27 protein-coding genes are annotated in these 24,662 nt (G+C 69.6%); 13 read left to right on the forward strand and 14 right to left on the reverse strand.

Annotated features, from left to right (window positions below; all coding sequences use genetic code 11):
* Positions 1–39: 39 nt before the first annotated feature.
* The 3 genes from ACFY3D_RS27965 to ACFY3D_RS27975 all read right to left on the reverse strand — a co-directional run bounded on the left by ACFY3D_RS27965 (position 40) and on the right by ACFY3D_RS27975 (position 6,640).
* The gene (locus tag ACFY3D_RS27965) at positions 40–1,443 is read right to left on the reverse strand and encodes a ricin-type beta-trefoil lectin domain protein (RefSeq protein WP_389984534.1); all 1,404 of its coding nucleotides are present in this window, start codon (positions 1,441–1,443) and stop codon (positions 40–42) included.
* A 948-nt stretch (positions 1,444–2,391) separates the two neighbouring features.
* Entirely contained in the window at positions 2,392–4,761 is a 2,370-nt protein-coding gene (locus ACFY3D_RS27970; protein WP_389984537.1) for a Tex family protein, read from the reverse strand.
* A 136-nt stretch (positions 4,762–4,897) separates the two neighbouring features.
* On the reverse strand, positions 4,898–6,640 hold the full coding sequence (locus ACFY3D_RS27975; protein WP_389984540.1) for a sialidase family protein: 1,743 nt from the start codon (positions 6,638–6,640) through the stop codon (positions 4,898–4,900).
* Between the two features lie 168 nt (positions 6,641–6,808).
* Here ACFY3D_RS27975 and rpmG point away from each other — a divergent pair, with 168 nt between their 5' ends.
* Both rpmG and ACFY3D_RS27985 read left to right on the forward strand, forming a co-directional pair.
* Positions 6,809–6,973: a 50S ribosomal protein L33 gene (gene rpmG / locus ACFY3D_RS27980; RefSeq protein WP_350945296.1), complete on the forward strand. Its 165-nt coding sequence runs from the start codon at positions 6,809–6,811 to the stop codon at positions 6,971–6,973.
* Between the two features lie 2 nt (positions 6,974–6,975).
* Complete coding sequence (locus tag ACFY3D_RS27985; protein ID WP_350945297.1) at positions 6,976–7,221, forward strand: type B 50S ribosomal protein L31; 246 nt, start codon at positions 6,976–6,978, stop codon at positions 7,219–7,221.
* 136 nt (positions 7,222–7,357) lie between these two features.
* Here ACFY3D_RS27985 and ACFY3D_RS27990 read toward each other — a convergent pair whose 3' ends face one another.
* The 3 genes from ACFY3D_RS27990 to ACFY3D_RS28000 form a co-directional block, all read right to left on the reverse strand.
* Complete coding sequence (locus tag ACFY3D_RS27990) at positions 7,358–7,918, reverse strand: cellulose binding domain-containing protein (protein ID WP_389984543.1); 561 nt, start codon at positions 7,916–7,918, stop codon at positions 7,358–7,360.
* A 188-nt stretch (positions 7,919–8,106) separates the two neighbouring features.
* Positions 8,107–9,177: a lytic polysaccharide monooxygenase gene (locus ACFY3D_RS27995; RefSeq protein WP_389984546.1), complete on the reverse strand. Its 1,071-nt coding sequence runs from the start codon at positions 9,175–9,177 to the stop codon at positions 8,107–8,109.
* Between the two features lie 406 nt (positions 9,178–9,583).
* Complete coding sequence (locus ACFY3D_RS28000) at positions 9,584–10,063, reverse strand: GNAT family N-acetyltransferase (protein WP_362899839.1); 480 nt, start codon at positions 10,061–10,063, stop codon at positions 9,584–9,586.
* A gap of 155 nt (positions 10,064–10,218) precedes the next feature.
* Here ACFY3D_RS28000 and ACFY3D_RS28005 point away from each other — a divergent pair, with 155 nt between their 5' ends.
* On the forward strand, positions 10,219–10,437 hold the full coding sequence (locus ACFY3D_RS28005) for an EF-hand domain-containing protein (RefSeq protein ID WP_362899841.1): 219 nt from the start codon (positions 10,219–10,221) through the stop codon (positions 10,435–10,437).
* Between the two features lie 147 nt (positions 10,438–10,584).
* Here the strand turns inward: ACFY3D_RS28005 and ACFY3D_RS28010 are convergent, their stop codons facing one another.
* Positions 10,585–10,932, reverse strand: a complete 348-nt coding sequence (locus ACFY3D_RS28010) for an STAS domain-containing protein (RefSeq protein ID WP_389984549.1) — start codon at positions 10,930–10,932, stop codon at positions 10,585–10,587.
* A 386-nt stretch (positions 10,933–11,318) separates the two neighbouring features.
* Between ACFY3D_RS28010 and ACFY3D_RS28015 the strand changes: the two genes are divergently transcribed.
* Positions 11,319–12,431 carry an acetate/propionate family kinase gene (locus ACFY3D_RS28015; protein WP_389984552.1) on the forward strand — a complete coding sequence of 371 codons (1,113 nt, stop codon included), beginning with the start codon at positions 11,319–11,321 and terminating at the stop codon, positions 12,429–12,431.
* An 88-nt stretch (positions 12,432–12,519) separates the two neighbouring features.
* The gene (locus tag ACFY3D_RS28020) at positions 12,520–12,963 is read left to right on the forward strand and encodes a DUF6789 family protein (protein WP_389984555.1); all 444 of its coding nucleotides are present in this window, start codon (positions 12,520–12,522) and stop codon (positions 12,961–12,963) included.
* 130 nt (positions 12,964–13,093) lie between these two features.
* Here ACFY3D_RS28020 and ACFY3D_RS28025 read toward each other — a convergent pair whose 3' ends face one another.
* Positions 13,094–13,495, reverse strand: a complete 402-nt coding sequence (locus ACFY3D_RS28025; protein ID WP_389984558.1) for an isoamylase early set domain-containing protein — start codon at positions 13,493–13,495, stop codon at positions 13,094–13,096.
* A 290-nt stretch (positions 13,496–13,785) separates the two neighbouring features.
* On the opposite strand from ACFY3D_RS28025, the gene ACFY3D_RS28030 reads away from it, so the two are divergent.
* On the forward strand, positions 13,786–14,412 hold the full coding sequence (locus ACFY3D_RS28030) for a uridine kinase (RefSeq protein WP_389984561.1): 627 nt from the start codon (positions 13,786–13,788) through the stop codon (positions 14,410–14,412).
* A 59-nt stretch (positions 14,413–14,471) separates the two neighbouring features.
* On the opposite strand, the gene ACFY3D_RS28035 is transcribed toward ACFY3D_RS28030, so the two are convergent.
* Together ACFY3D_RS28035 and ACFY3D_RS28040 are read right to left on the reverse strand one after the other, a co-directional pair.
* Complete coding sequence (locus tag ACFY3D_RS28035) at positions 14,472–14,768, reverse strand: hypothetical protein (RefSeq protein ID WP_389984565.1); 297 nt, start codon at positions 14,766–14,768, stop codon at positions 14,472–14,474.
* Positions 14,769–14,877: 109 nt separating this feature from the next.
* A complete protein-coding gene (locus ACFY3D_RS28040) occupies positions 14,878–15,126 on the reverse strand; it encodes a hypothetical protein (protein ID WP_389984569.1) in 249 nt (82 codons plus the stop codon).
* Positions 15,127–15,260: 134 nt separating this feature from the next.
* Between ACFY3D_RS28040 and ACFY3D_RS28045 the strand changes: the two genes are divergently transcribed.
* Positions 15,261–15,977, forward strand: a complete 717-nt coding sequence (locus tag ACFY3D_RS28045; RefSeq protein WP_389984572.1) for a hypothetical protein — start codon at positions 15,261–15,263, stop codon at positions 15,975–15,977.
* Positions 15,978–16,012: 35 nt separating this feature from the next.
* Here ACFY3D_RS28045 and ACFY3D_RS28050 read toward each other — a convergent pair whose 3' ends face one another.
* Positions 16,013–16,486, reverse strand: coding sequence for a PepSY domain-containing protein (locus ACFY3D_RS28050; RefSeq protein WP_389984575.1), 474 nt, complete (start codon positions 16,484–16,486; stop codon positions 16,013–16,015).
* 279 nt (positions 16,487–16,765) lie between these two features.
* Between ACFY3D_RS28050 and ACFY3D_RS28055 the strand changes: the two genes are divergently transcribed.
* The 6 genes from ACFY3D_RS28055 (at position 16,766) to ACFY3D_RS28080 (ending at position 21,326) form a co-directional block, all read left to right on the forward strand.
* Entirely contained in the window at positions 16,766–17,518 is a 753-nt protein-coding gene (locus tag ACFY3D_RS28055; protein WP_389984578.1) for a DUF6907 domain-containing protein, read from the forward strand.
* A 123-nt stretch (positions 17,519–17,641) separates the two neighbouring features.
* The gene (locus ACFY3D_RS28060; protein ID WP_350945311.1) at positions 17,642–18,556 is read left to right on the forward strand and encodes a helix-turn-helix transcriptional regulator; all 915 of its coding nucleotides are present in this window, start codon (positions 17,642–17,644) and stop codon (positions 18,554–18,556) included.
* A gap of 145 nt (positions 18,557–18,701) precedes the next feature.
* Complete coding sequence (locus tag ACFY3D_RS28065; RefSeq protein ID WP_362899861.1) at positions 18,702–19,514, forward strand: SAM-dependent methyltransferase; 813 nt, start codon at positions 18,702–18,704, stop codon at positions 19,512–19,514.
* A gap of 263 nt (positions 19,515–19,777) precedes the next feature.
* Complete coding sequence (locus tag ACFY3D_RS28070; protein ID WP_362899863.1) at positions 19,778–20,245, forward strand: hypothetical protein; 468 nt, start codon at positions 19,778–19,780, stop codon at positions 20,243–20,245.
* Positions 20,246–20,379: 134 nt separating this feature from the next.
* Positions 20,380–20,994 carry a TetR/AcrR family transcriptional regulator gene (locus tag ACFY3D_RS28075; protein ID WP_389984582.1) on the forward strand — a complete coding sequence of 205 codons (615 nt, stop codon included), beginning with the start codon at positions 20,380–20,382 and terminating at the stop codon, positions 20,992–20,994.
* 107 nt (positions 20,995–21,101) lie between these two features.
* A complete protein-coding gene (locus tag ACFY3D_RS28080) occupies positions 21,102–21,326 on the forward strand; it encodes a hypothetical protein (protein ID WP_350945315.1) in 225 nt (74 codons plus the stop codon).
* A 106-nt stretch (positions 21,327–21,432) separates the two neighbouring features.
* Here the strand turns inward: ACFY3D_RS28080 and ACFY3D_RS28085 are convergent, their stop codons facing one another.
* The 3 genes from ACFY3D_RS28085 to ACFY3D_RS28095 all read right to left on the reverse strand — a co-directional run bounded on the left by ACFY3D_RS28085 (position 21,433) and on the right by ACFY3D_RS28095 (position 24,650).
* Positions 21,433–22,599 (reverse strand): helix-turn-helix domain-containing protein, encoded by a 1,167-nt coding sequence (locus ACFY3D_RS28085; protein ID WP_389984585.1) that lies wholly within the window; start codon positions 22,597–22,599, stop codon positions 21,433–21,435.
* 84 nt (positions 22,600–22,683) lie between these two features.
* The gene (locus ACFY3D_RS28090; RefSeq protein ID WP_350945317.1) at positions 22,684–23,133 is read right to left on the reverse strand and encodes a DUF779 domain-containing protein; all 450 of its coding nucleotides are present in this window, start codon (positions 23,131–23,133) and stop codon (positions 22,684–22,686) included.
* Entirely contained in the window at positions 23,133–24,650 is a 1,518-nt protein-coding gene (locus tag ACFY3D_RS28095; RefSeq protein WP_389984590.1) for an aldehyde dehydrogenase family protein, read from the reverse strand. The genes ACFY3D_RS28090 and ACFY3D_RS28095 overlap by 1 nt, the downstream gene beginning before the upstream one ends.
* Positions 24,651–24,662 lie beyond the last annotated feature (12 nt).

Raw genomic sequence — 24,662 nt, forward strand, 5'->3', positions numbered from 1 at the left:
TTCCTTTCTAACCGGTGTCCGCTGGAGGGAGGTCACGGTCTAGAAGCCGGCCGTGATACGGGTGAACTCCCAGTTGGGCTGGGAGATGCCGCTGCACTCGGAGGAGGCGTTGCCGCCGGGGCAGGGGCGGTCGCGGTTGACCGCCCAGTAGGCGAAGCGGGTCAGGCCCTTGGACCTGGCCCAGTCGCGGATCTGGGTCCAGGCCTGGGTGGTGGTCAGCTCACCCTGGTCGGACAGGCCGTTCATGCCGGAGATGCCCATGCGGGCGTACGCCTGCGCGTCGGTCCAGCCGTTGGCGGCCTTGAGCGCGTTCTTCAACCCCTCCGAGGAACTGACGGTGGCGGTGTAGATGTTCGAGGCGCCGAAGTTGAACGGCATGATCGTGTAGTTGTCGATCGGTACGGCGAGCGCCTTGGCCTGGTTGATCAGGCGGACACCGGCCGAGGTGGGGCCGTTCACCCCGGTGCCGAAGGTGACGGCGATCTTGACGTTCGGGTTGTTCTGCTTGACGATCTTCAGGCCGTTGAGGATGCGGTCCTGGACGGTGTAGTTCTCGAACTCGTCGGTGTTCTCGATGTCGAAGTCGACGACCGCGGGGCCGACGGCGTTGATCACCTGCTGCACCGCTCCGGCGTAGGCCGCCGGGGTGGCGCAGTTCGGGCCGAGCTTGTTGCCCGACCATCCGCCGAAGGAGACCTGGACGCTGCCGCCCGCGGCCTTGATCTGGTTGATCGCCGCCTGGTCGGCGCCGCCGGTCAGCGGCCTCGAGCCGTCCCAGCGCGGAGTGCAGCCGCCGCCGGACAGGATGAACGCCATGGTGAAGGACTTCACCCCGGTGGTGCTCATGATCGTCGCCGGGTTGGGCGGGTTGCCCCAGCCCATGTAGAGGTAGGGGGCTCCGGCCATCTTGCCGGCCGGCGGGGGCGTGGTGCCGCCGTCGCTCGGGGCGTTCCACTTCTGGTTGGCGGTGCCGCCACAGGTCCAGATCTGCAGGCGGGTGCCGTTCGCGCTGGACTGGCCGGTGGCGTCCAGGCACTTGTTGGCGGCCGGGTTCACCAGGTCGTTCGCGGCGCTGTAGGCCCACTGCTGCGCCGCGGTGCCGTTGCAGTCGTAGAGCTGGACGGGGGTGCCGTCGGCGGTTCCGGCGGCGGTGACGTCCAGGCACTTGCCCAGCGCGCGCACGGTGCCGTCGCCGTTGCGGGTCCACTGCTGTGCCGCGGTGCCGTTGCAGTCGTACAGCTGGATGGGGGTGCCGTTCGCGGTGCCGGCCGCGGCGACGTCGACGCACTTGCCGCCGATGCCGGTGATCTGCCCGGTGGCGGCGGCGGCCGGGGACGCGGTGGTCACGCCGGCGAGGGCGAGAACGACGACGGTGAACATCCCGCCGAGAGTGGCCGGGAGCGACATGCGACGGCGCCGGGGAGGCGGCTGTCCTGTGTCCATGCGCGGATTTCCTTCCGTCTTGGGAGGCGACGTGCGGGTGACGTCACGCCCGGGCGGGGACGTGACGTGCGCGTGACGTCACGACCCGGACGAGCGGGGGGCATGCGGGCGGTGCCGGACGCGGAGAGCGTGCCTTTCGCGGGCGGCCGTACGGCGTCCCCGGAACGGATCGCCATGCGGCGGCACGCGCTGCTCGGCGCGTCCTGGGCCCTGCCGCGACGGATACGGCAGGGAGAACGGGAGCCCTCACAGGCGGGAGACGGTCGGTGTGCCTCCCGCTCGTGAGGGGGTGTCGTCAGGGTGGTGGAGCGGGGCGCGGCCACCGCGCCCACCGCCACACGGCGTCAGGAAAGCGAGTCATGGGGGTCCCTTCACGGCAGGCTTTCGCTTGCCCGGACCTTAGGACAGACTTCGTTCCTTGGTCAATACAAGCAGTAAAAAAAGCATCACAGCACCGGTCTCATGTTCGTGCGGACCGATGTGAGCTCCCGTAAAAAATGGAAAGTTTGTTTACGGTAGAAGCCCTGGGAGGAACGGTCCAGAGCTCGGCGTTGTCAGGATGCGCTGTCAGGAAATCTCGGGCCGCTGCCGGAGGGGTGCGAGAGACCCGATGCGGCGACGCTCTGGACGGGACAGGGCGGCGTGCGTACTCCTCCGGTGCGCTCACGGACACCCGGGGTCGCGCCCCCGCGGGGCAGCCGTCCGTGAGCCGGGCCCGTGCCGGTGAGAGGCAGCCGTCCGCGAACGGAGCCGGGGTGGTGAGGAGCAGCCGTCCATGAACGGGGCCGTGCCGGTGAGGGGCAGCCGTCCGTGAGCCGGGCCCGTGCCGGTGAGAGGCCGCCGTCCGTGAACGGAGTCGCCGTCGCCGGTCGTCGGTCTCGCGCCGGGGACACGGCGTCGCGTGCCGGTCCCCGGCGATGTGCCCCGCGGGTGCGCGGGTGCGGACGTCTAGCGTTTGCCGCCTGAGCCGTCGAGTCCCGCGCGACGCAGGGCGTCGGCCATCGCGCCGCTCGGCGCGTTGCGCTGCCGGTCGCCGCGTCCCTGATCGCGCCCCTGTCCGCCGCGTCCCTGGCCGCCCCCGCGCCTGCCGCCGCCGTCACCCTGGCGCTGCCCGCCGCCACCCTGCTGGTCACGCTGGTCACGCGGCCCCCGGGGCCCTGCGGGCTTGACCTCGTCCTCCAGTCGGAGGGTGAGCGAGATGCGCTTGCGCGGGATGTCGACGTCGAGCACCTTCACCCGGACGATGTCGCCGGGCTTGACCACCTCGCGCGGGTCCTTGACGAAGCTGTGCGACAGCGCCGACACGTGGACCAGGCCGTCCTGGTGCACACCGACGTCGACGAACGCGCCGAAGGCGGCGACGTTGGTGACCACACCCTCCAGCAGCATGCCGGGCTTGAGGTCGGAGAGCTTCTCCACGCCCTCCTTGAAGGTCGCGGTCTTGAAGGCCGGACGCGGGTCGCGACCCGGCTTCTCCAGTTCGGCGAGGATGTCGGTGACGGTCGGCAGGCCGAAGGTGTCGTCCACGAACTCCTGCGGGCGCAGGGCACGCAGCGCCGTACCGTTGCCGATCAGGGACGCGAGGTCGCCGCCGGTGCTCTTCAGGATGCGCCGCACCACCGGGTACGCCTCCGGGTGCACGCTGGAGGTGTCGAGCGGGTCGTCGCCGTCGCGGATGCGCAGGAAGCCCGCGCACTGCTCGAAGGCCTTCGGACCGAGCCTCGGCACCTCCTTCAACGCCTTGCGGGAACGGAAGGGGCCGTTGGCGTCGCGGTGCTGGACGATGTTCTCCGCGAGCCCGGAGCCGATGCCGGAGACCCGGGTGAGCAGCGGCGCGGAGGCGGTGTTGACGTCGACGCCGACCGCGTTCACACAGTCTTCCACCACGGCGTCGAGAGAGCGGGAGAGCTTGGTCTCGGCGAGGTCGTGCTGGTACTGGCCGACGCCGATCGACTTGGGGTCGATCTTCACCAGCTCGGCGAGGGGGTCCTGCAGCCGCCTGGCGATCGAGACGGCGCCGCGCAGCGACACGTCCATGCCGGGCAGCTCCTGGGAGGCGAACGCGGAGGCGGAGTAGACCGAGGCCCCGGCCTCGGACACCACGACCTTGGTCAGGCCGGGGACCAGCTTGACCAGCTCGCCCGCGAGTTTGTCGGTCTCGCGCGAGGCGGTGCCGTTGCCGATCGAGACGAGCTCCACACCGTGCTTCTTCGCCAGCGTGGCGAGGGTGGCCAGCGACTGGTCCCACTGGCGGCGCGGCTCGTGGGGGTAGACGGTGTCGGTGGCCAGCACCTTGCCCGTCGCGTCGACCACCGCGACCTTCACGCCGGTGCGCAGTCCGGGGTCCAGTCCCATGGTCGCGCGGCTCCCGGCGGGCGCGGCGAGCAGCAGGTCGCGCAGGTTCGCGGCGAACACGCGTACCGCCTCCTCCTCGGCGGCCTGCCACATGCGCGTCCGCAGGTCGATGCCGAGGTGGACGAGGATGCGGGTGCGCCACGCCCAGCGGACCGTGTCGGCCAGCCACGCGTCGGCGGGCCTTCCCTGGTCGGAGATGCCGAAGCGGTGCGCGATGCGGCCCTCGTAGGTGCCGGTGGGCTCCTGCTCCGGCTCCAGGGTGAGGGTGAGGACCTCCTCCTTCTCACCGCGGAACATCGCGAGGATCCGGTGCGAGGGCAGCTTGGTGAACGGCTCGGCGAAGTCGAAGTAGTCGGAGAACTTGGCGCCCTCCTCCTCCTTGCCCTCGCGGACCGCCGCGACGAGGCGGCCCTTCGTCCACATCCGTTCGCGCAGCTCGCCGACGAGGTCGGCGTCCTCGCCGAACCGCTCGACCAGGATCGCGCGGGCACCGTCCAGCGCGGCGGCGGCGTCGGCCACCCCCTCGCCGACGAACGCCTCGGCCGCGGCCCGCGGATCGACCGACGGGTCCGCGAGCAGGCCGTCGGCGAGCGGTTCGAGTCCCGCCTCCCTCGCGATCTGCGCCTTGGTCCGCCGCTTGGGCTTGTACGGGAGGTAGATGTCCTCCAGGCGGGCCTTGGAGTCGGCGAGGAGGATCTGCGCGCGCAGGGCGTCGTCGAGCTTGCCCTGGGCGTCGATCGACTCCAGGATCGCGGTGCGCCGCTCCTCCAGCTCCCGCAGGTAACGCAGCCTCTCCTCCAGCGTGCGCAGCTGCGTGTCGTCGAGCATCTCGGTGGCTTCCTTGCGGTAGCGGGCGATGAACGGCACGGTGGCCCCGCCGTCGAGCAGGTCCACCGCCGCACTCACCTGTCGCTCGCGCACACCCAGCTCTTCGGCGATCCGCTGATGAATAGACGTGGTCACGATCTCTCTTTCCGTGTGATGGCAGTCCCAAGTTACCGCCTCACCCCCCTGGTGGTCCGGAGAGCCGGAGGGACGAATCACCCGAGAGCGGGAAGAGGACCGCATTCTCGGCGCGGCCGTACCGGGAGGCCGGCGGTCAGGGAAGCACCTCGAAGGTGGGCGTCAACCGAGTCCACTCGACGGTGGCGGCGGCCGTGTTTCCGCCGGGGGTTCCGGTCACCCAGTGCGTGAGCTGAGGGGTCTCCCTGCTGTCCTGGACGACCCAGGTCGCCCCGGTGTCCACGCCGTCCCTGAACAGCCGGGCCGTCCCCGCGCTGTCCACCCGTACCCGCCACGTCGCCGTCCGGCCGGCGGCGTCCAGCGAGTGGACCTTCTCCCAGACGGCGGACCCCTTGCGCATCGTCCAGACTCCGCTGCGCTGCACGGTCAGCATGAGCCGCCTGGCGCCGTTGGCCACCTTCGCGCCGAGACAGACACCGTTGCCGCTACGAGGGTCGAGTGCGCTGTCGTCGTCCACCCGGCCGCGGAACTCCAGGGTGAAGTCGCATCCCTTGGAGGCGTCGAGCGGGAAGGACGCCCGGCACACCGTGGTGCCGGTGCTTTCGAGCCGGAGCCCGCCGGTGGAGGTCCGCGCGCCGCCACTCAGCGTCCACCCCCTCGCGTTCCCCGTGCCCGCGCTCCAGTCGCCCGAGGCGAGGGGCGCGTCGGAGAGAGGGCGGGAGATGTCGAGCCTGGCGACCTTGATGTTGGTCTGGTTGTGCTCCCAGACGACGAAGAACCGGCCGGGCTCGTACTCGTCGGCGCTGGGGTAGACGTCCCATCCCCGCGCCGCGCCTCGCGTCAGCCGGGGGCCGTCGGCGAAGAGCCGTGCGGGCTCCCAGGGTTCGCCGGGCCGCCTGACCTTGTAGTAGAGCACCTCACGATACTGGTCGGGTTTGCTCGCGGAGGAGCCGGTGAACGGCCCGGCCAGTGTGTTGAAGACGGCGAGGTGGCGCCCCGCGGAGTCGCGGGTGAAGAACGTCTTGACGTAGTAGTTGGGAAGGTTCGCGTCCAGCTTGAGCGGCGACCACGTCAGTCCGCCGTCGGTGCTGGTCGCCGTGGCGCTGTGGGTCGCGCCCGAGCGGTAGCGGGCGTCGCGCGCCGCCGCCGAGGTGCCACTCCTCAGATCCAGGGAGCGGGTCACCATCACGAGCGTCCCGGGGTTGTCCTGGGAGGGTGCGATCTGCGGCTCCTCGATCGCCACCCCCGGCGGGTTCTCCGCGAGCCCGCCGGAGGTCCAGGTCGTCAGGTCGGTCGAGCGCAGCACGCCCGCCCTGTTCGTACCGTCCGAGTGCCGCCAGTAGGGAACCAGCCACACGCCGCCGTGCCGCAGCGGTTTGCCCGCCACGACCACGCCCCTGCCGTTGTCCGGCACGTCGACGGTGACGGGGAAGGCGGTCCAGGTGCGGCCGCCGTCGGCGCTCCTCCTGACGACGAGCGAGGTGGGGAAGCCGTCGACGTCGCCCTCCCGGTCACGGTCACGTTCGACGGAGATCAGGCCGAGCAACGCGTACAGCGTGCCCGCGTCGTTGAGGAAGATCACATAGTGGTAGCGGGTCGTGGCGGTGGCGGCGGCGAGCATTCCCACCGTCCAGGTCAGGCCGCCGTCCTCGGAACGGGCGTACATGATGGAGCCCTGATCGGTCGGCGCCGGGTCCCGCGCGTCCCTGACACCGGCCCGCCAGGCGACCACCAGCCGCCGGTGGTCCAGGGCGACGATGTCGGGAACCCGGTTGCCCTCGTGGGCGAGTTCCCCGTCGGGATTCCTGGTGACCTTGCCGTACACGACGACGGGAGGGCTGACGTCCGATCCGACGATCTCACTTTCCGGCCAGGGCATGGATCACAGGCAACAGTGGGCGGATGGACGGGAGGTTATCGGGGGGTGAAGCCCACGCGGCCGACGTCTCGCGTCCGCCCGAACCCGGGTGAGCGCGGGGCGGGAATGCCTGGCTAATGAAAACCGTTATCGTCGGCGTCGGTAATCCGCCCTCCGAGAGGAGCAGACGTGGCCAAGAACGAGATGCGACCGGTGATCAGGCTGAGGTCCACGGCGGGCACCGGTTTCACCTACGTGACCCGCAAGAGTCGGCGTAACGACCCCGACCGGCTCACCCTCGTCAAGTACGACCCGATCGTCCGCCAGCACGTCCCGTTCCGAGAGGACAGATAGCCATGAAGAAGGGCATCCACCCCGACTACCGCCCGGTCGTCTTCCGCGATCCGAGTGCGGGTGTCGCCTTCCTGACCCGTTCGACCGTCAGCAGCCGTAAGACCGTCGAGTGGGAGGACGGCGCCGTTTACCCGCTGGTCGACGTCGACGTCTCCTCGGCGAGTCACCCCTTCTACACCGGGCGCGGCCGGGTCGTCGACACGGCGGGGCGCGTCGAGCGCTTCCAGCGGCGCTACGGCAGGAGCTGACCCCAGAACCGATTCCGGCCCCGGCCTTGGCCGGGGCCGTGCTGTTTTCCGTTGGCCGGGACTCGCGTCCCCGCCTCGCCAGGACGCGCGGCACCGCTCATCGGGGCGCGGGCCACCGTGCACAGGCCGGGCCGCGTCAGCCGCAGGTGATCTCGGTGAAGGTCGGGGGCGTGGTGGCGGACCCCACGAAGCCGATGTCGGTGGCGGTCGCCCCCGGCGCCAGCGACGGCTTCTCGGTGGGGGCGTGCAGCATCGCGACGGGGCCGCTCTGCATGTGGGTGCCGTTCCACGACTGGGTGAAGGTCGCCTCGCGCGGTTGCATCCACTGGATGTACCAGTCGCGTATCGGCTTGTCGGTGGTGTTGGTGATCGTCGCGGCGCCTCGGTAGCCGCCGGGCCACGACTCCACCAGGGTGACCGTCGCCTGACACCTCTTGGTGTCCGGGGCAGGGGTGTCCATGTCCTCGTGGAGGGGCGCGGAGGACGACGACACCGGAGGGTTGCCGTCATCGGACGGGGCCGCCGGGGGGTTCCCCTGGACGGACGGGGACACCTGGGTGACGTGCTGGGAGATCGGGTGCGCCGCGGTGTGCCCGCTCTCCTGGGTCCGGCCGGCGCAGGCGCCCGCGACCAGGGCCACCGCCGCTCCGAGCGAGACGAGGCCCAGCAGTGGCGCGATCTTCGTGGTGAACGGCACGGGACTCCCTTCCGCCCTTTTTACGAGGGCGCGGCGGCCGTGGGGAGGGGCGGTGATCCGGTGCGGTTGTGGCGGCCCGGCGGTCTGCCGGTCCGCTCATCCGTCGGTCTGTCGGTCTGTGGGGACGAACGGGGTGGGGGGGAGACGGGTCGGTCCCCGCCGGTGGCACCGGCGGGGACCGCGTTACATCAGGGGCTGGAGCAGGTGACGCTCGGAGAGCCGCTGGTGCCCGATCCGGTGAACCCGAAGGTGGTCGAGGCGCCGGGGGCTATCGTGCGGTTCCAGTCGACGTTCTTGGCCGTGACGGTGGATCCGGACGTGGTGTGCGTGGCACTCCACAGACTGTTGATGGCGCTACCGCTGCCGAGTGTCCACGTCGCCGTCCAGCCGTTGATGGTGGCCGATCCCGAGTTGCGCACGGTCACCTCGCCCTGGTAACCGCCCGACCAGGAGCTGACGGTCTTGTAGGTGGCGGTGCACGCTCCGGTGCCGGGGTTCGGCGTCGGCGTCGGGTTCGGGGTCGGGCTCACGGTCGGCGTCGGGGTCGGGGTCGGGTCCGGGTTGTTGCCCGTACGGCCGACTCCGGTCACCTGGCCGTTGCCGCCGTCGAAGACGACGTCGGAGCAGTTGTAGAACGTCTCGGCGCTGTCGGAGCGCTTCCACACCGAGTAGATGATGTGGCGGCCCGACTTGCCGGAGGGGAGCCTGGCGTTCCAGTAGTAGTTGGCGTCGTTGGTCCCCGGGTTTCCGACGCTCTGCGGGTGGTCGGCCGTGTGGAAGGGTTCCGACTCCAGGTCATCCCAGGTCAGGGCCCGGTTGGGGTTCCAGCCGTCCTTGGTGATGTAGAGGTAGAACCAGCCGGGGTGGGCGGCCCACTTGTTGTACTTGAACTGGATGTTCGCGCCCGCGGTCAGGTGCGTCACCGGCCAGTTGGCACTCGGCAGGTCGTACCCGCTGTAGCCGGGGTTGCCGCCGCTGCACGCCTGGCCGTCGGGGATGAACCCGCGGGTTCGCCCGGCTCCGTCGGACCGCAGCAGGCTGAACCAGTTGTACAGCGAGTTCGCCCCGCTCTGGGCAACCGCCGCCGAACACGCCGAGTTGATCGGCACGATGTTCCCCTGCGGGGAGAGGCCGTCCTGCCAGCAGAAATACGTCCGGCTGCCGGGCACCATCATCGCGCCGTGCGCGGAGGCCGGCAGGGGAACGAGAACGACGGCGAGCAGCGCGGTCATGAAAGTGACCACACCGGCGACAGCCATACTTCGCCATTTACTCACAGAATTACCATCCCTTTCGAGGGGGTGACGAGACATTGATCAATGGCGGTGAGGCGCTCACGCGAGACGGACTCTAGGTCGCAGGTTGCGGGGGTGTAAACGGAGTGCTTCTTTCACCGTGAGGTAGCGGCTTGTTGTACCAGTTCAGGGGGTTACGGGGTGATTTCACCCAATGAAAGGTTCACGGTTGGGGTGCCCTGTGGTGAGTCTGCGTGGGAAGGGTCGCACCAGGTGGAGAGCGAAGGACTTGCGGATCTTCGAGGTGTAGGAGAAAACGATGGGGAAAAACGAAAGACCGGCCGGAGGATTTCCGGCCGGTCTTCGGTGAAGGGACGGGCTCTGGGCGAGACGCCTTTCCCCGCGGGGCCACCGCGCCTTTCCTGTGGGGCTACCGCGTTCTTCCCGCCGCGACCTTCTCCAGTGCGGGCCCCGTGAGGCGGTACCTGTCCCACTCGTCGAGCGGTTCCGCGCCGATCGCCCGGTAGAAGTCGATGGCCGGGGTGTTCCAGTCGAGCACCGACCATTCGAAGCGGCCGTAGCCGCGCTCCACGCAGATGCCCGCCAGTTCGGCGAGCAGCCTCCTGCCGTGCCCGCCGCCCCGGTGGGCCGGATGGACGAAGAGGTCTTCGAGATAGATCCCGTGGGTGCCGAGCCAGGTGGAGTAGGAGACGAACCAGATCGCGAACCCCGCGATCCTCTCCCCGTCGACGGCGATGTGGCAGAACACGCTGGGGGAGGGGCAGAAGAGCGTCTCGTGGAGCATGTCGGGGGTGTTCTCGACCTTGTCCAGCGCCTTCTCGTACTCCGCGAGTCCACGGATCATGTCGATGATCGCCGGGACGTCGTCCGGCGTTGCGGGGCGAATCATGTTCGAAGTCTAGGGCGGGGCCGCGGTCGGGGACGAGTTGGAAAAGGATTTTCAGTGATAAAAGGTGTTATATAGGGTCGCATGGCTGCACGGGAGACGCCTCCCGTAAGTTGTCTGCTGATCGAAGTGCGGGTCGTTGAGAAAGGCGGGTCACCATGTCGACAGAACCCCACGGGGAGCGGCTGGCGGAGCTCAGGGAGGCGTTCGCGGCCATCGACATCGATGGCGACGGATTCATCACGGAGCGGGAGTTCGGTGAGCACTTTCCCGCCCTGCCCGCCGAGGCCATCGGATCGCTGAACCAGAACGGCGACTCCGACGGCGACGGCCGGCTCTCGTTCGAGGAGTTCGTCCGCCTGGTTTCCCGAGACTGACCGTTCCCCGTTCTTCGAGGGGGCCACCGGAACCGGTGGCCCCCTCGAAGAACGGGTGCCACCTCGCGCGATCTTCTCTCGGCGTTCTCCCTCGGTGACGTCGTGCGCTACCGCGGGTCTGACCGCGCTCACCGGAGACGGCGAGGGTCAGCGCGGGACCGGGACGTGACTGTCGGAGATCTCGCGCAGTGACTCCTCGACGGTGGAGTCGATGGGGAACGCCTCGCGCAGCCTGGTCAGATCGAGCAGGCGGCCGAGGAATCCGTGCACGCCGACGAGGCGCAGCCAGCCTTTCCGCTCGTAGGCGCGTCGCAGGCTCGTCAGCAGCACCCAGATGCCCGTGGAGTCGCAGAATCCCACCCCCGTCGTGTCGACGACGAGGCAGACGTGACCGCGCCTCATGTACTCCGCGATTTTCTCCTCGAGCAGCGGTGCCGAGGACTTGTCCAGGTCGCCGACCAAGGTCACCACGGAGAAGTGCGGGTGCGCGTCCATGCTTACGGAAAGTCGAGTCATATCGCCCCGCTGTCTACGGCGGTTGAAGACAGCGCCCTGTCGGGAGCCGTACGAAGGACGGGTGCCGTTACCCCCACCGTACGCCCGTCGCTCATGACAGTTCAACAAGTGATTGCGAACCGTCAGCGGTCAAGGAATCCGGAGGTGGATCGCCGCGCTCCGGTTTCGTTCTCGGTGCGGGACCTCACAGGACCAGGCCGTCGCGGTGAGACGAGGGGCGACGTCCTTGCCCACGGATACCCCCGGATACCCACTGGATACTCCCGGATTTCCCTCGGATACCCCCGGATGCTCACGCACGGTGACGGACGGCGGGCCGCCGCGGGTCGCCGTTTGTCCCATCCGCCCTCGGGCACGTGAGGAAGATGGGAACCACTGATCCGGCGGTGCTCACCGTCAACGCGGGATCGTCGAGCCTGCAACTCCACCTCGTCCGGGACGGTCAGGTCCTGCGCACCGAGCACAGCGAGCAGAGCCTCGATCCCGGCGCGGCCGAGCGGGTGATCACGGACTTCCTCGACGTCGCCCCCGGCACCGGCCTCGCCGCTGTCGGCCACCGCCTCGTCCACGGAGGCGAGGCGGTTCGGAAGCCGACGGTCGTCGACGACGGCGTACTGCGAGCGGTGGGGGAGTACGCCGATCTCGCCCCGCTGCACGTACCGCCCGCGCTCGCGCTCGTCGAGGCCGCCCGGAACAGGCTGCCCGACATCCCGCACGTGCTCTGCCCCGACACCGCCTTCCACGCCGAACTTCCCGACAGCGCCGCCACCTACGCGCTGCCCGCGGAGTGGAGGAGCCGCTACGGCCTGCGCCGCTACGGCTTTCACGGCCTGTCGTACGCCTGGACGCTGGAAAGGGCCGCGGAGATGCTCGACCGGCCCGCGGGCACCCTCCAGGTCGTGCTGACCCACCTCGGCGGAGGCTCCTCGGTGTGCGCCGTCCGCGACGGCCGCAGCGTGGACACCTCGATGGGATTCACCCCGCTGGAGGGGGTCCCGATGAGCAAACGGTCCGGGAGCGTCGATCCCGGCATGCTGCTGTGGCTGCTGTCGGACTCCCGGCTCACGCTCGACGAACTGCGTGAAGGACTGGAACACCACTCGGGCCTGCTCGGCCTCTCCGACGGGAAGTCGGGAGACACCCGGGAACTGGTCGCCTCAGGGGATCCGGCCGCCGCGCTGGCCCTGGAGGTGTTCGCGCATCGGGTGAGCCGGGAGATCGCCGCCGCCGCGACGAGCCTGGACCGGCTCGACGCGCTCGTGTTCACCGGGGAGATCGGCTGGGACCAGCCGGAGGTCCGCGAGGCCGTCTGCGGAAGGCTCTCCCTGCTCGGCGTCGAGCCGCCCGCCCGCGGTGACCTCGACACCGACGGGACGGTCAGCGCGTCCGGCGCGTCCGTGCCCGTACTGGTGGTCAGGCCGAGAGAGGAACTGCAACTCGCCAGGGAGACCCTCGGCGCGCTCGGCGGGCATCCGTGAGGGGACCGGCCGCCGTTCGAGGATCTTCGTTTCGAGGAATCCCACCGGCGTTTCGAGGACTTTCACCGGAAAGGCAGGGGTAAGGATCGTGATTCGTGATCTCGTCAGGGGCGCGGGGAGCGGCGTTCTGGCCACGGCGGCGATGAGCGCCGTGATGCTCGCCGGGGAACGCGCGGGGCTTATGAGGGATCAGCCTCCCAAGAGGATCGTCCGCGGCCTCCTGCCGGGCCACAGGCACCGGCCCAAGTCGGGGGAGAGAGCACTGGGCGCGATCGCCCACTTCGGCTTCGGCGCCACGGGCGGGGCCGCGTTCGCCCTGTTCTGCGGGGGACGCCGTGCCCCGGTGACGCTCGGGGTGGCCTACGGGCTGGCCATCTGGTTGGTCAGCTACCAGGGCTGGGTGCCGAAACTGGAGGTCCTGCCGCCGATCGACGAGGATCAGCCGGGACGTCGGGCGGTGATGGCCGCGGGCCACGTGGTGTACGGCGCGATGCTCGCCCTCGCGGTGAACGGCCCCCGGCGCGAGACCTGACGGCCCGCACCCTCCGCGTCCCCGCCGGAATGGGCCGGGACGGGGAAGGCACGAGCCGCAACGATGATCGCGGAGCCGGTGGAACGGTTCCGTCCGGGGAATCCCGCTCCTGCGAACGGTCACCGAGGTGCTAGGAGGAGGCCACCGAGGCCGTGACCGGCTGCCCGGCCGAGAGCGTCTGCCGTATCGGCATCGGCTTGCCGACCGCGGTGCGCGCCGCGCCTGGGCTCTCAGGAGCCTCCTGGACGTCGGCGGGGTTGATCCGGCCGCCGTGCTCGTCATGGTGGTCGGCGTCCGCGTCGTCGAACCACACGCCGCCCTCCGCGAGATAGCGGAAGCGGATGGGCTGATAGGCGGGAACCATCAGGCTCACCTGATAGGTGCCGTCGTCCCTGCGCCGCATGGGATGGGCGTAGGGGTCCCAGCCGTTGAAGTCACCGACCAGCGAGACCCCTCCGCGGGTCGGGCTCTCCACTATGGTGAAAGTCAGCTTGACCTGGCCGTTCTTGGTCGGCTTACCGCGCTTGATCACTGAAGTCCTCCTGACATCGCTGTCTCCGTGCGTAACGTGCCGTGATCTCGGTTGCGGAAAGACGTGAAGATCACGCCAACTACCGGATCGCGCCGACGCGGACGTGACGCGACCTGGAGGCCGACGCCCGGTCACGGCCGAGCCGTCGATCCATATGGATCGTTACCGCCCGTAGCGGTCGGACAACCCGGACAGACCGATATTTGATCGGCATCACGTCCGACCTTGACCCGACCGTGATGGTTGACCGGTCCCCGCCGGAGGCGGCGCGCGTCGGCCAGGATGGTGGGGTGGACATACGGCCTATCTCCCCTTCCTCGCTGGTGGAGGAACTCGCCGACCGGGTGGCCGCGGAGCCCCGCGACTCCTGGGTGCGCGTCGCGCTCGACGGGGCTCCCGCGACGCGGCCGGAGGAACTCGCCGACGCGCTGGCGGGCCCGCTCCGGCTGCGCGGCAGGGAGGTGCTCCGCGTCTCCACCGCCGACTTCCTGCGCCCGGCCTCGCTGCGTTTCGAGTACGGCCGGACCGACCCGGACTCCTTCTACACCGACTGGTTCGACTACGGAGGGCTGGTCAGAGAGGTGTTGGGACCACTCGACCCGGGCCGATCGGGAAAGGTGCTGCCCACGCTGTGGGACAGCGCCGTCGACAGGGCCACCCGCGCGCCGTACGTCACGGTCCCCCCGGGCGGTGTGCTGCTGCTGGCCGGACCCCTGCTGCTGGGCCGAGGACTGCCGTTCGAGCTGACCGTGCACCTGAGGCTCTCGCCGGGCGCGCTCGCCCGGCGCACCCCGGAGGAACTGCACTGGACCCTGCCCGCCTACGCGCGCTACGAGGAGGAGGCCGCCCCGGCGGAGCTCGCCGACGTGGTCGTCCGCGTCGACGACCCGAGACATCCGGCCCTGGTCACCCCGTGACGAGCGAAGGCGGGACACGTCCCCTGACGCGCCCCACCTTCGATCCTCCGGTGACGGTGCTACACACCCGCGCGGGAGGGCGTCCTGCGCTCGGAGTACGGCTCGCCGAGCGACTCCTGCCCCAAGGAGGACCGCATCTCCTCGCGGGTCTCCTCCATGCGCAGCGCGATCCCCATCGCGAAGAAGGTCGGTGCCCACTCGCCGATGAAGATCCCCCAGTGGTCCGCCCGCTCGACCCCCGCCCTCTCCTGCACGTTCGACGTGAACCACGCCGCGATCGACGCGCCGACCGAGGCGATCGCGGCGGCGTACATCATGTTGGACTTCACGCCCATCTTGTGAAGCATATTGATCATTTCATCCCCCTGATGATGGTTCGTCCTTATGGTTACCCAGTGAGATGGCGGATAACCGAATGTGGCGAACCGCAGGTGGGGCTGCTTCCAGCGGGTGAAGCCCGTCCCGCTACGTCGTGCCGCGCGTTTTCGAGGGGTTTCGCTCGTCGTCCTCGCCCAGGCGTTTGAGAAGGTCGTCGCGCCTGGCTTCGAGCTCGCCGATCAGGATCTCCTGCTCGTCGGCCTGATTGATCAACATTGCCCGTTCGACGGCGTCGGTGGGGCCGATCTCTCCCACCTGCCCACGCAGCTCCGCGACCTCGGCACGCAGTCTCTCCAGGTCCTCGTCGACCTGCCGCAGTTCTTCCTGAAGACTCATTCGCTGTCCATACCCCTGCTTTCGGCCTTGACTCCACGGCCTTGACCTCACGCTCCGGGCCATAGCGGCCCGGTGACCGGGAGACGCATCGCGCGGTGGCGGAACCTGATCGACTCGACCGGTGTATCTCCCGCATGAGAAGAATTCTTTTACTTCTGGCGCTCATCGTCCCCCTGCTGGCCCTGGGCGCCCCGGCGCGGGCGGGAGGCTGGGCGCTCACCGTGATGGACCCGGTCCCGGTGACGAGCCCGGACACGACGTACACCCTCGGCTTCTGGCTGCTCCAGCACGGCACCCATCCGTACGAGGGTGACGACCTGGGTGAGGTCGCGCTGGAGTTCACCGACGGGAAGAAGACGCTCCGGTTCCCCGGCGTGGCGCTGAAGGAGCCCGCCCACTACGCCACCGCGGTCTCCCTGCCCAAGGGCACCTGGGAGGTGACCGCGATCCAGGGCTGGTTCCCGTCCTACCGGATCGGCACCCTGGCCGTGCCGGGACGGTTGGAGGTCGCCCCGGTTCCCCCGGACCTCAGGCCGGCGATCACCGGCCAGCAGCCGCCGGAGGAGGATCACTGGGGGGCGATTCGCCCGCCGAGGATTCCCCTCGGTGACGGCACTCCCGGCTTTCTCCCGTACAGGTCCGCCACTCCCACGCCCGTCGCCACCCCGGCGGCGGCACCCGCCGGAGGCTCGCCAGGAGAGACGACCACCGTCGCGGTCGTGGAGCGGGGAACCTGGTGGCGGCCCGGGTACGCGGTGACGGCGCTCGCGGGGGTCGCGGGGGTCACGATCCTCGCCGTGCTCGTCCACCGGATGCGGCGGGGCCGGATCACCGGCGTTCCGCCTCGATGACCCGGCCTCCCTCCACTTCGCTGTTCGTCTTTCCGTCAGTCGTCGTCCTGGTCGTCATCGTCATCGTCGTCGATGTCGTTGGCGTCATCGGCGGCGTCGGCGGCCCGTTCCGCGGCGGTCTCGGTCTCCTGCTCGTGCTCCAGGATCGCGCCGGTGGTGGCGTCGACGTCGAACTCGTGCTCGACGTCACCCTCATGGAACTCGATCTCCCACTTGGTGGGAGTCTCGTCGCCGTCGAACTCGGTCTTGACGAGCTTGGCGCCGGGAACCTTGTCCTGGGCGATCTTGATGGCCGCGTCCCGGTCGACCTTGGCCTCCGCCTCTCCGGGCGCGGGGGTCGCGGGAGCGGTGCCGGTCCCCGGCGTCTCGTTGACCGGCGCGGGAGTCGTCGCCGTACCGCTGGGGGCCGGAGTGGGCGTCGCGGTTCCGGCGAAGGCTACTGCGCTACCTCCGGTGACGACGGCGAGGAGTCCGGCGGCGGCGATGGTGAGTTTCGTCGTGTTTCGCATGTCCCAAAGCTTGCCGGGGTCGTCGTTAGCGGCACGCTGCGGCAACCCTAAAGGCAGGTTAAGACCGTCGAGCGGTTCCGGGCCTCGGATTTCGCCCCCCTGTCGGCCCTTTCCCGATGAACCGGCCATGCCGGTGCTGCGTACCTGCCGGTGAAAGCGACCTCGAAATCGACGGCGCGAGCCGGGACCCGTCGCCTGGTCCGGCTCGGGTCCGGGCGCGATCCGCCGTCGTGTCCTCGCGTCGTCGATGACGCGGATCTCCACGCCGGAAGGACTGGGATGGACGACATCACGGCCTGGCGAGGAGTCCCGGCCGGGACTCCTCGCCTCCGCTCGGAGGCTTCGTGCCCCTCGTGGTGCGAGCGCGAGCATTCCACCACGTACGTCACCCACACGGCCGACATCGCCGAGCTGCGCAACCCCGACGGGTCCACGGTGACCGTCACGCTCTCCCAGCACGTCCAGCCGGGGTACGTGGGGGAGCGGGTCGTGCGTGTCTACACCTGCCTCGGTGCGGAGACCGGCATCGCCGACCTGTCACCGGACTCCGCGGAGGCCGTCGGACGTTCGATCGTCGCCTTCTCGCCCGACGGGTCCATGCGCGCGTACGGGCTCGCCCTGCAGCGGGCCGCCGCGCACCTGCTGCTTCCCGGGCCGGAGATGTCCCGCGACGGGCAGGGCGCGACGGGGCCGGTCAGGGTGTCCGCCCCCACCGCCGTGTCGCCCTCGCAGGAGAAGCTGTTCAGGATCGCGTACCTGTCCGGGTACCTCGACGTGACCAGGGCGCCGACGCCGTTGAGCGGGGGAGTGGTCGAGCGCCGTCTCAGCCGGGTGCTGTCGCCGAGGGAGACGAGCGAGTTGTGCGACATCGTGCGCGGCATGCTGTCGCGCCGTACCGCCGCGAACCGGGGAACCCTCCGCGACGACGCGTACGAGGACTCGGGTGACCTCGCCGCGGGCTGTAGGGCCGAGCGACTTTACCGGCGATTCCCTAGGGGTGATGAATTCATCGACATTCGCCCACAAAGGTAGATTTGTAGCTATCTGCAGTCGCAGATGCAAGTGCAAACGCAAGTGCGTGTCCGGCGGAGCTGTGCGAAACACGCTGTATGTGTGAAACTGTGGCACCGTAGGAAGGCGCGACAGGGAGCCCGCATGGCCGGACAGACCGCGAAAGACAGCGGTGAGCAGGGTGGCGTTCTCGCGTACGCGGGTGGTGGCGGTCCCACGATCCTGCGGATTCTGCTCGGCGCCCAGCTGCGGAGGCTGCGTGTCGCCAAGGACATCACCCGCGAGCAGGCCGGTTACGCCATCCGTGCCTCCCACGCCAAGATCAGTCGGCTGGAGCTCGGGAGGGTCGGCTTCAAGGAACGCGACGTCGCGGACCTGCTGACGATGTACGGGGTGACCGACCCCGAGGACAGGGCCCCGCTGCTCACGCTGGCCCGCCAGGCCAACGCCCCCGGCTGGTGGCACAAGTACGGAGATCTGCTGCCCAACTGGTTCGAGGTCTACGTCGGGCTCGAAGAGGCCGCCTCGATCGTCCGGACCTACGAGGTGCAGTTCGTCCCGGGCCTCCTGCAGAGTCCCGAATACGCGCGGGCCGTCATCATGCTCGTGCACGGCGCCGCCTCCACCGACGAGGTCGACCGCCGCGTCTCGCTGCGGATGGCCCGCCAGAAGCGCCTGACCAGGCCGGACGCCCCGACGCTCTGGGCCGTGATGGACGAGGCAGTGCTGCGGCGGCCCATCGGCGGCCCCCACGTGCTGCGCGCCCAGCTCGATCACCTGCTCGACGTGGTCGAGCTGCCCAATGTCAGGCTGCAGATCATGCCGTTCGAGCGGGGCGGCCACGCCGCGGCCGGCGGTCCGTTCTCCATCCTGCGCTTCCCCGAGCGGGACCTGCCCGACGTGGTCTACATGGAGCAGCTCACCAGCGCCCTCTACGTGGACAAGCTCGAAGAGACCGACCACTACATGCAGGTCATGGACCGTCTGTGCATCCAGGCGTACTCCGTCTCCGAGAGCAAGCGGTTCCTGCGCGACCTCCGCGAGGAACTCTCGGTCTGATGCGGTTCGGCGTGGTTTCACGGGACCGGTGAGGTCCGCTGACCTGGGGAAACCACATTCGGTCATCAGACGAAATGTCGGTTCATGATCTGAAGGCGTCGATCACTCGTCTACCATTCGAGAAAGAGATGGTGAAGGCGAGGACATGACTGAACACGAGCAGGCTCCGCCGGGAATCGACCCTACGGTCCCGAGTGTGGCTCGTATGTACGACTACTACCTGGGAGGCAAGGACAACTTCGCCTCCGACCGGATCGCCGCCGAGAAGATCGTTGAACTCGTCCCCAACGTCAAGGACGTGGCGCGCTCCAACCGCGCCTTCCTCGGGCGTACCGTGCGGCATCTCGCCGCCTCGGGAATCCGCCAGTTCATCGACATCGGTACGGGACTGCCGACCCAGGAGAACGTGCACCAGGTCGTCCTGCGCGAGGCGCCGGACTCCCAGGTCGTCTACGTCGACAACGACCCCATCGTGCTCGTCCACGCCCGCGCACTTCTCGCCGACAACACGCAGACCGTGGTGATCCCCGGTGACCTGCGGGAGCCGGGGGCGATCCTCGACCATCCGGAGGTTCGCGAGCGCATCGACTTCGACCAGCCGGTCGCCGTCCTCATGGTGTCCATCCTGCACTTCGTCGCCGAGGACAAGGAGGTCGCCGACATCGCCGCCTCCTTCGGGAAGCGGCTGGTCTCCGGCAGCCACCTGGTGATCTCCCATGTCACCTCCGGCGACCTCACCGAGGAACAGGTCCGGCAGGGCCGCGGCGTCTACGGGACGACCACGGCGGGCGGCATCTTCCCCCGCACCCTCACCCAGATCCGCGGCCTGTTCGACGGGCTGGAGGTGCTCGAACCCGGCCTGGTGCCCGTCTACGACTGGAGGCCCGACGCCGGCGACGTCGTCATCCCGCCGGGAGCCGGCGCCGTCACCGTGGGGGCCGTCGGGCGGGTCCCGTAGAAGTCTCGTCTCCCGTCCGCGTTCCTCTCCGGAGCGCGGACGGGAACCTCGGAAGAGTGTGAAATCCCGGAGCGCGGAAACTTGGCGGGGCCGTGGGACACCGGGAGCGGAGCGGGGGCACGACGTCCTTTCCGGTCCCCGGGTCCCTCACGGGACCCTCGATTCCGTTCGGGCGCCCTCGACGCGAGACACGGTGACCGCGCTCCCGATCGGCGATGCCCGCGAACGGTGAACCCGCCGGGGCCGGTGAGCGTATCTGAAGGATGTTGACACATTCGCGCCGGACCGGTGTCGCCAGGAACCTCCGGGTGGTCGCCACGGTGATCCTCACCCTGTCCTTCTCCCTCGCCTGCAGCGCGGACCAGCCCGCGAGCGCCCCCGCCGCGGCCGGAAACGCCGTCCCCGCAGTCCCCGCGGGCCCGCCTCCGACCGTCGAGCAGCTCGCGAAGAAGGTCGACTGCAAGCCCAGGATCCAGGTCGACGCGGTCGACATCCGGACGGGAGCCTGCAAGACCTCCGTCGGTCAGTTCTTCATCAGCACCTTCGTCACCCAGTCCGGCAAGGACCAGTGGATGGACCAGGCGCCGGAGTACAACCCCCACCTCGTCGGAGAACTGTGGACCGTACTCGGCGCCAGGAAGGTCCTGGACGAGTTGCGCGTGACGCTCGGAGGAGAGCTGCACCTGACCGACCACCGGGTGACCCCGACCTCCACACCGCCCGCCGGGTGACATCTGCCCCCCTGCTCCGCACCGGGTGAGCGCCCGGTGCGGGCCGGGCCGCCGCTTGCCATAGCGGTGCTAGATGTGCGAGCGGCGTTATTAATAACAAGGGGCGACTTAATAGCGGTGCTAGCATCAGCGTGATGTCCACACAGGAGCGCCGTGAGCGCGAGCGGGCGCGGCGCCGTCGGCTGATCGTGACGGTCGCCCGCGAGCTGGCCGAGGCCGAGGGGTGGGAGGCGGTCACGACGCGCCGTCTCGCCGAACGTATCGAATACAGCCAGCCGGTCCTCTACAGCCACTTCGCGGGCAAGGACGCCATCGTGGCGGCCGTCGCGCTGGAGGGTTTCGCCGAGCTCACCGCGGAGCTGGTGAAGGCCCGACTGAGGGCGGAGGATCCGCGCGAGGCCCTCTCCGCCCTGATCCACGCCTACGCCGACTTCGCCCGGCTGAACCCGTCGCTGTACGACGCCATGCTCACCCTCGCCGTCGACCTGCCCTTCGGCCGTCCCGACACGCCGGCCCCGCTCCAGGCCGCCTTCGCCGAATTCCGTGAGGCGATCGCCGCCTTCGCCGACGACCGCGACACCGGAGTCCTCGCCGAGATCGCCTGGGGGTCCGTGCACGGACTCGTCACCCTCACCCGCAGCGGACGTCTCCCGGCCGCCCACCACGAGCGGCGGCTGGCGATGCTGATCGACCAGCTCACCGCGCCCGCCGGCGGTGGCCGTCCCGCGCCCGCCGCCGGCGGTGGGTGATCCCGCGTAGGCGTTTCCAGCCGAATTATCGGCGGGGGCGAACTTTATCCCTGAATGAAATAGACGCGGCATTGCCTGCTGATTCGCCGGTCCGTAGCATCCGTCCCATGTCCATCACGCGTGAGTTCGCCTACGCATCATCCTCGCGTCCCGCCGACGGTGAATGTGTCTGGTATCGCTCAAAGGGCGATATTTACGACTTGATTCGCACGGGCAGCGACGGAGATTTCCGATACCACGCCTTCCACGCCCGCGACGGCCGCTATCTCCAGGCCTTCGCCTCCTGGCAGGACGGCCTGGAGTGGATCAGGGAGCGTGTCGAGGGCGAGTGAGCGGATGGCGGGCGACGCGGGGTGGTCACGGGGGGAGGCTCCGCGAAGCGGTCGCGACGAGCGTCACCGCACGGCGCGATCGGCGGCCGGTGCCGCGAAGGAGCGGTCAGGGCACCGGACGCAGCGCCGGCGGGCGACGGTCGGGCAGGTCGGGCAGGTCGAGCAGTTCGCGCACCCGTGAGACGGGCCAGGCCAGCTGGGCGGCGAGCAGTTCCGTGGTCAGGACGGTCTGCGAGACGGCGAGCTCGAAGGCCCGGTGCAGCAGCACGGGCTGCTCGTCGGGATGACCGCCGATCGGCTCGGCGGCGAAGCCCGGCTGGTCGCGCAACGTCTTGAGCCGCCGGTGGGCGCGGCTCGCCGCGGAATCGGAGATCAGGCCGGCCTCGCGGCAGCGATGCAGCAGGGAGTCGACCGGCACGCCCCAGGTGCGCTTGAGCTCGACCAGCCCGCGCAGGTCGAGGCGGTCCGGCAGCTCCGGCAGGATGCTGTCGCGCGGGGTGAGGAACTCGGCGGCGAAGACGTCGGCCTCCCGCTCCTGCCGGACGTCTCCCGAGGCCGTGTCGCCGTGCAGCACCAGGTGGCCGAGCTCGTGGGCGGCGGTGAACCGGTGGCGGTGAACGTCGTCGCACCGGTTGGCGGTCAGCACCACGATCGGGCGGGGCAGCCGGGAGGTGGAGAAGGCGTCCACCGTGACGGTGTCCTCGTCGTCCTCGTCGGGGGGGAGGAAGACCACGACGATCCCGTGGGCCTCCATGTGCCGGACGAGGTGCGACAGCGGGCCGGTACCCAGCTCCCAGAGCCGCCGTAGCGCGCGGGCGGCCCGGGCGGGGTCGCCGGGCGGCTCCACGCCGGAGTGGACCTCGCCGCCGGAGAGACCGGGAAGGACGACGGGGGGCAGCCCGACCTGACTCTCCAGCGCGTGGGCCAGCTCCCAGACCTGCTCGACGAAGGCCGCGGCCTTGGCCCGCTGGTACGCGCGGGTGGAGCGCGGGCTCCCGAAGTGCGCGATGGAACCGTCCAGCCTGCCGTGCGGGCGGCCCAGCAGGAAGAACGCCGGCGGCACGCCGAGGGCGTCGGCCAGGCGGGGAACGAGGTCGGGCCGGGGGCGGCTCATGCCCGTCTCGTACTGTCCCACCGCCGCGGGGGTGACCCCGATCCGCTCGGCGAGATCCTTCTTCGTCATCCCCGCCAGCTGCCTGGCCTGGGTGAGCCGCCCCTGGTCGAACGCGTCGGCGACGGCCTGCGGGCTCTGTGCGGAGTTCCGCCGGTCCATGGGCGACCTCCGCTCACGCTTCGCCCGGTGTCAGGCGATCACCGCCGACACTTCATTTCCGTGCATCGTACTCCCGCTGTGACCCTATTTGATGTTGTATGTCCCCGTATCACGGTCGGCGCCGCTCGGTGGGGGAGGCTCCGCCAGAATCCGCTCGGCCTCCTCGTCGGTGAACAGCCGGGAGCGGATGAGGAAGCGCACCCCCTCGGGCGCCTCCAGGGAGAATCCGCTGCCACGGCCGGGAACCACGTCCACCGTGAGATGGGTGTGCTGCCAGTAGGCGTACTGGGAGGCGCTGATCCAGAACGGGGTGTCCAGGGCCAGCACGCCGAGCAGCAGGTCCACGCCGCCGACCCGGAACTCGCCCCGGGGATAGCACATGGGCGAGCTGCCGTCGCAGCAACCGCCCGACTGGTGGAACATCAACGGGCCGTGTCGCCGGTGGAGCACGGTCAGCAGTTCCTCGGCCGCGGGGCTGAGCCGCACCCGCTCCACTCGGAGCGGATGCGGCTCACCGGTGGGGCCGGTCGGCATCAGAAGAAGCCCAGTCTCTTGGGCGAGTAGCTGACCAGCATGTTCTTCGTCTGCTGGTAGTGGTCCAGCATCGCCCTGTGGTTCTCGCGGCCGATGCCCGACTGCTTGTAACCGCCGAACGCGGCGTGCGCGGGATAGGCGTGGTAGCAGTTGGTCCACACCCGCCCGGCCTTGATCGCCCGGCCGAACCGGTAGGCGGCGTTCACGTCGCGGGTCCACACCCCGGCGCCCAGGCCGTACAGGGTGTCGTTGGCGATCTTCAGGGCCTCGTCCTCCGAGTCGAAGGTCGTCACCGAGACGACCGGCCCGAAGATCTCCTCCTGGAAGACGCGCATGTCGTTACTTCCCTTGAAGACCGTCGGCTCGATGTAGTAGCCGCCGTCCAGACCGGGAACCGTGCGCGGGCCGCCGCCGGTGAGCAGCTCGGCCCCCTCCTTCAGCCCGATGTCGATGTAGGACAGGATCTTCTCGTACTGGTCGTTGCTCGCCTGCGCGCCGATCATGGTGGCCGGGTCCAGCGGGTCGCCGCCGACGATCGCCCTGGTACGGTCGAGCGCCCTGCTCATGAACTCGTCGTAGATGGACGCGTGGATCAGGGCCCGCGAGGGACAGGTGCACACCTCGCCCTGGTTCAGGGCGAACATCACGAAACCCTCGACGGCCTTGTCCAGGAAGTCGTCGTCGGAGGCCGTGACGTCGGGAAGGAAGATGTTCGGGCTCTTACCGCCGAGCTCCAGCGTCACCGGGATGATGTTCTCCGAGGCGTACTGCATGATCAGCCGCCCGGTCGTGGTCTCGCCGGTGAAGGCCACCTTCGCCACGCGCGGGCTGGAGGCGAGAGGCCGGCCCGCCTCCGCGCCGAACCCGTTGACGACGTTGATCACACCGGGCGGGAGCAGATCGGCGATGAGCTCCATCACCAGCAGGATGCTGGCGGGAGTCTGCTCGGCGGGCTTGAGGACGACGCAGTTGCCCGCGGCCAGGGCGGGGGCGAGCTTCCACACCGCCATCAGGATGGGGAAGTTCCACGGGATGATCTGAGCCACCACGCCCAGCGGCTCGTGGAAGTGGTAGGCGACGGTGTCCTCGTCCAGCTGGCTGATCCCGCCCTCCTGGGCGCGGATCACCCCGGCGAAGTAGCGGAAATGGTCGACGGCGAGCGGCAGGTCCGCGGCGAGCGTCTCGCGCACCGGCTTGCCGTTCTCCCAGGTCTCGGCGACGGCGAGCCGCTCCAGGTTCTCCTCGATACGGTCGGCGATCCGGTTGAGGATGTTCGACCGTTCGGCGGGCGAGGTCCGGCCCCAGGAGTCGGCCGCGCGGTGGGCGGCGTCCAGCGCCAGGTCGACGTCGGCCGCGGTGGAGCGGGCCACGCTGGTGAAGGTCTTCCCGGTGACCGGGCTCGGGTTGTCGAAGTACTCCCCGTTCACCGGGGGCACCCACTCGCCGCCGATGAAGTTGTCGTACCGGGCGGCGTAGGTGACGATGCTTCCTTCGGAACCGGGTGGTGTGTAGACCATGACTCCGCCTTC

The sequence above is a fragment of the Streptosporangium sp. NPDC000509 genome (assembly GCF_042898365.1).
Lineage (GTDB): Bacteria > Actinomycetota > Actinomycetes > Streptosporangiales > Streptosporangiaceae > Streptosporangium.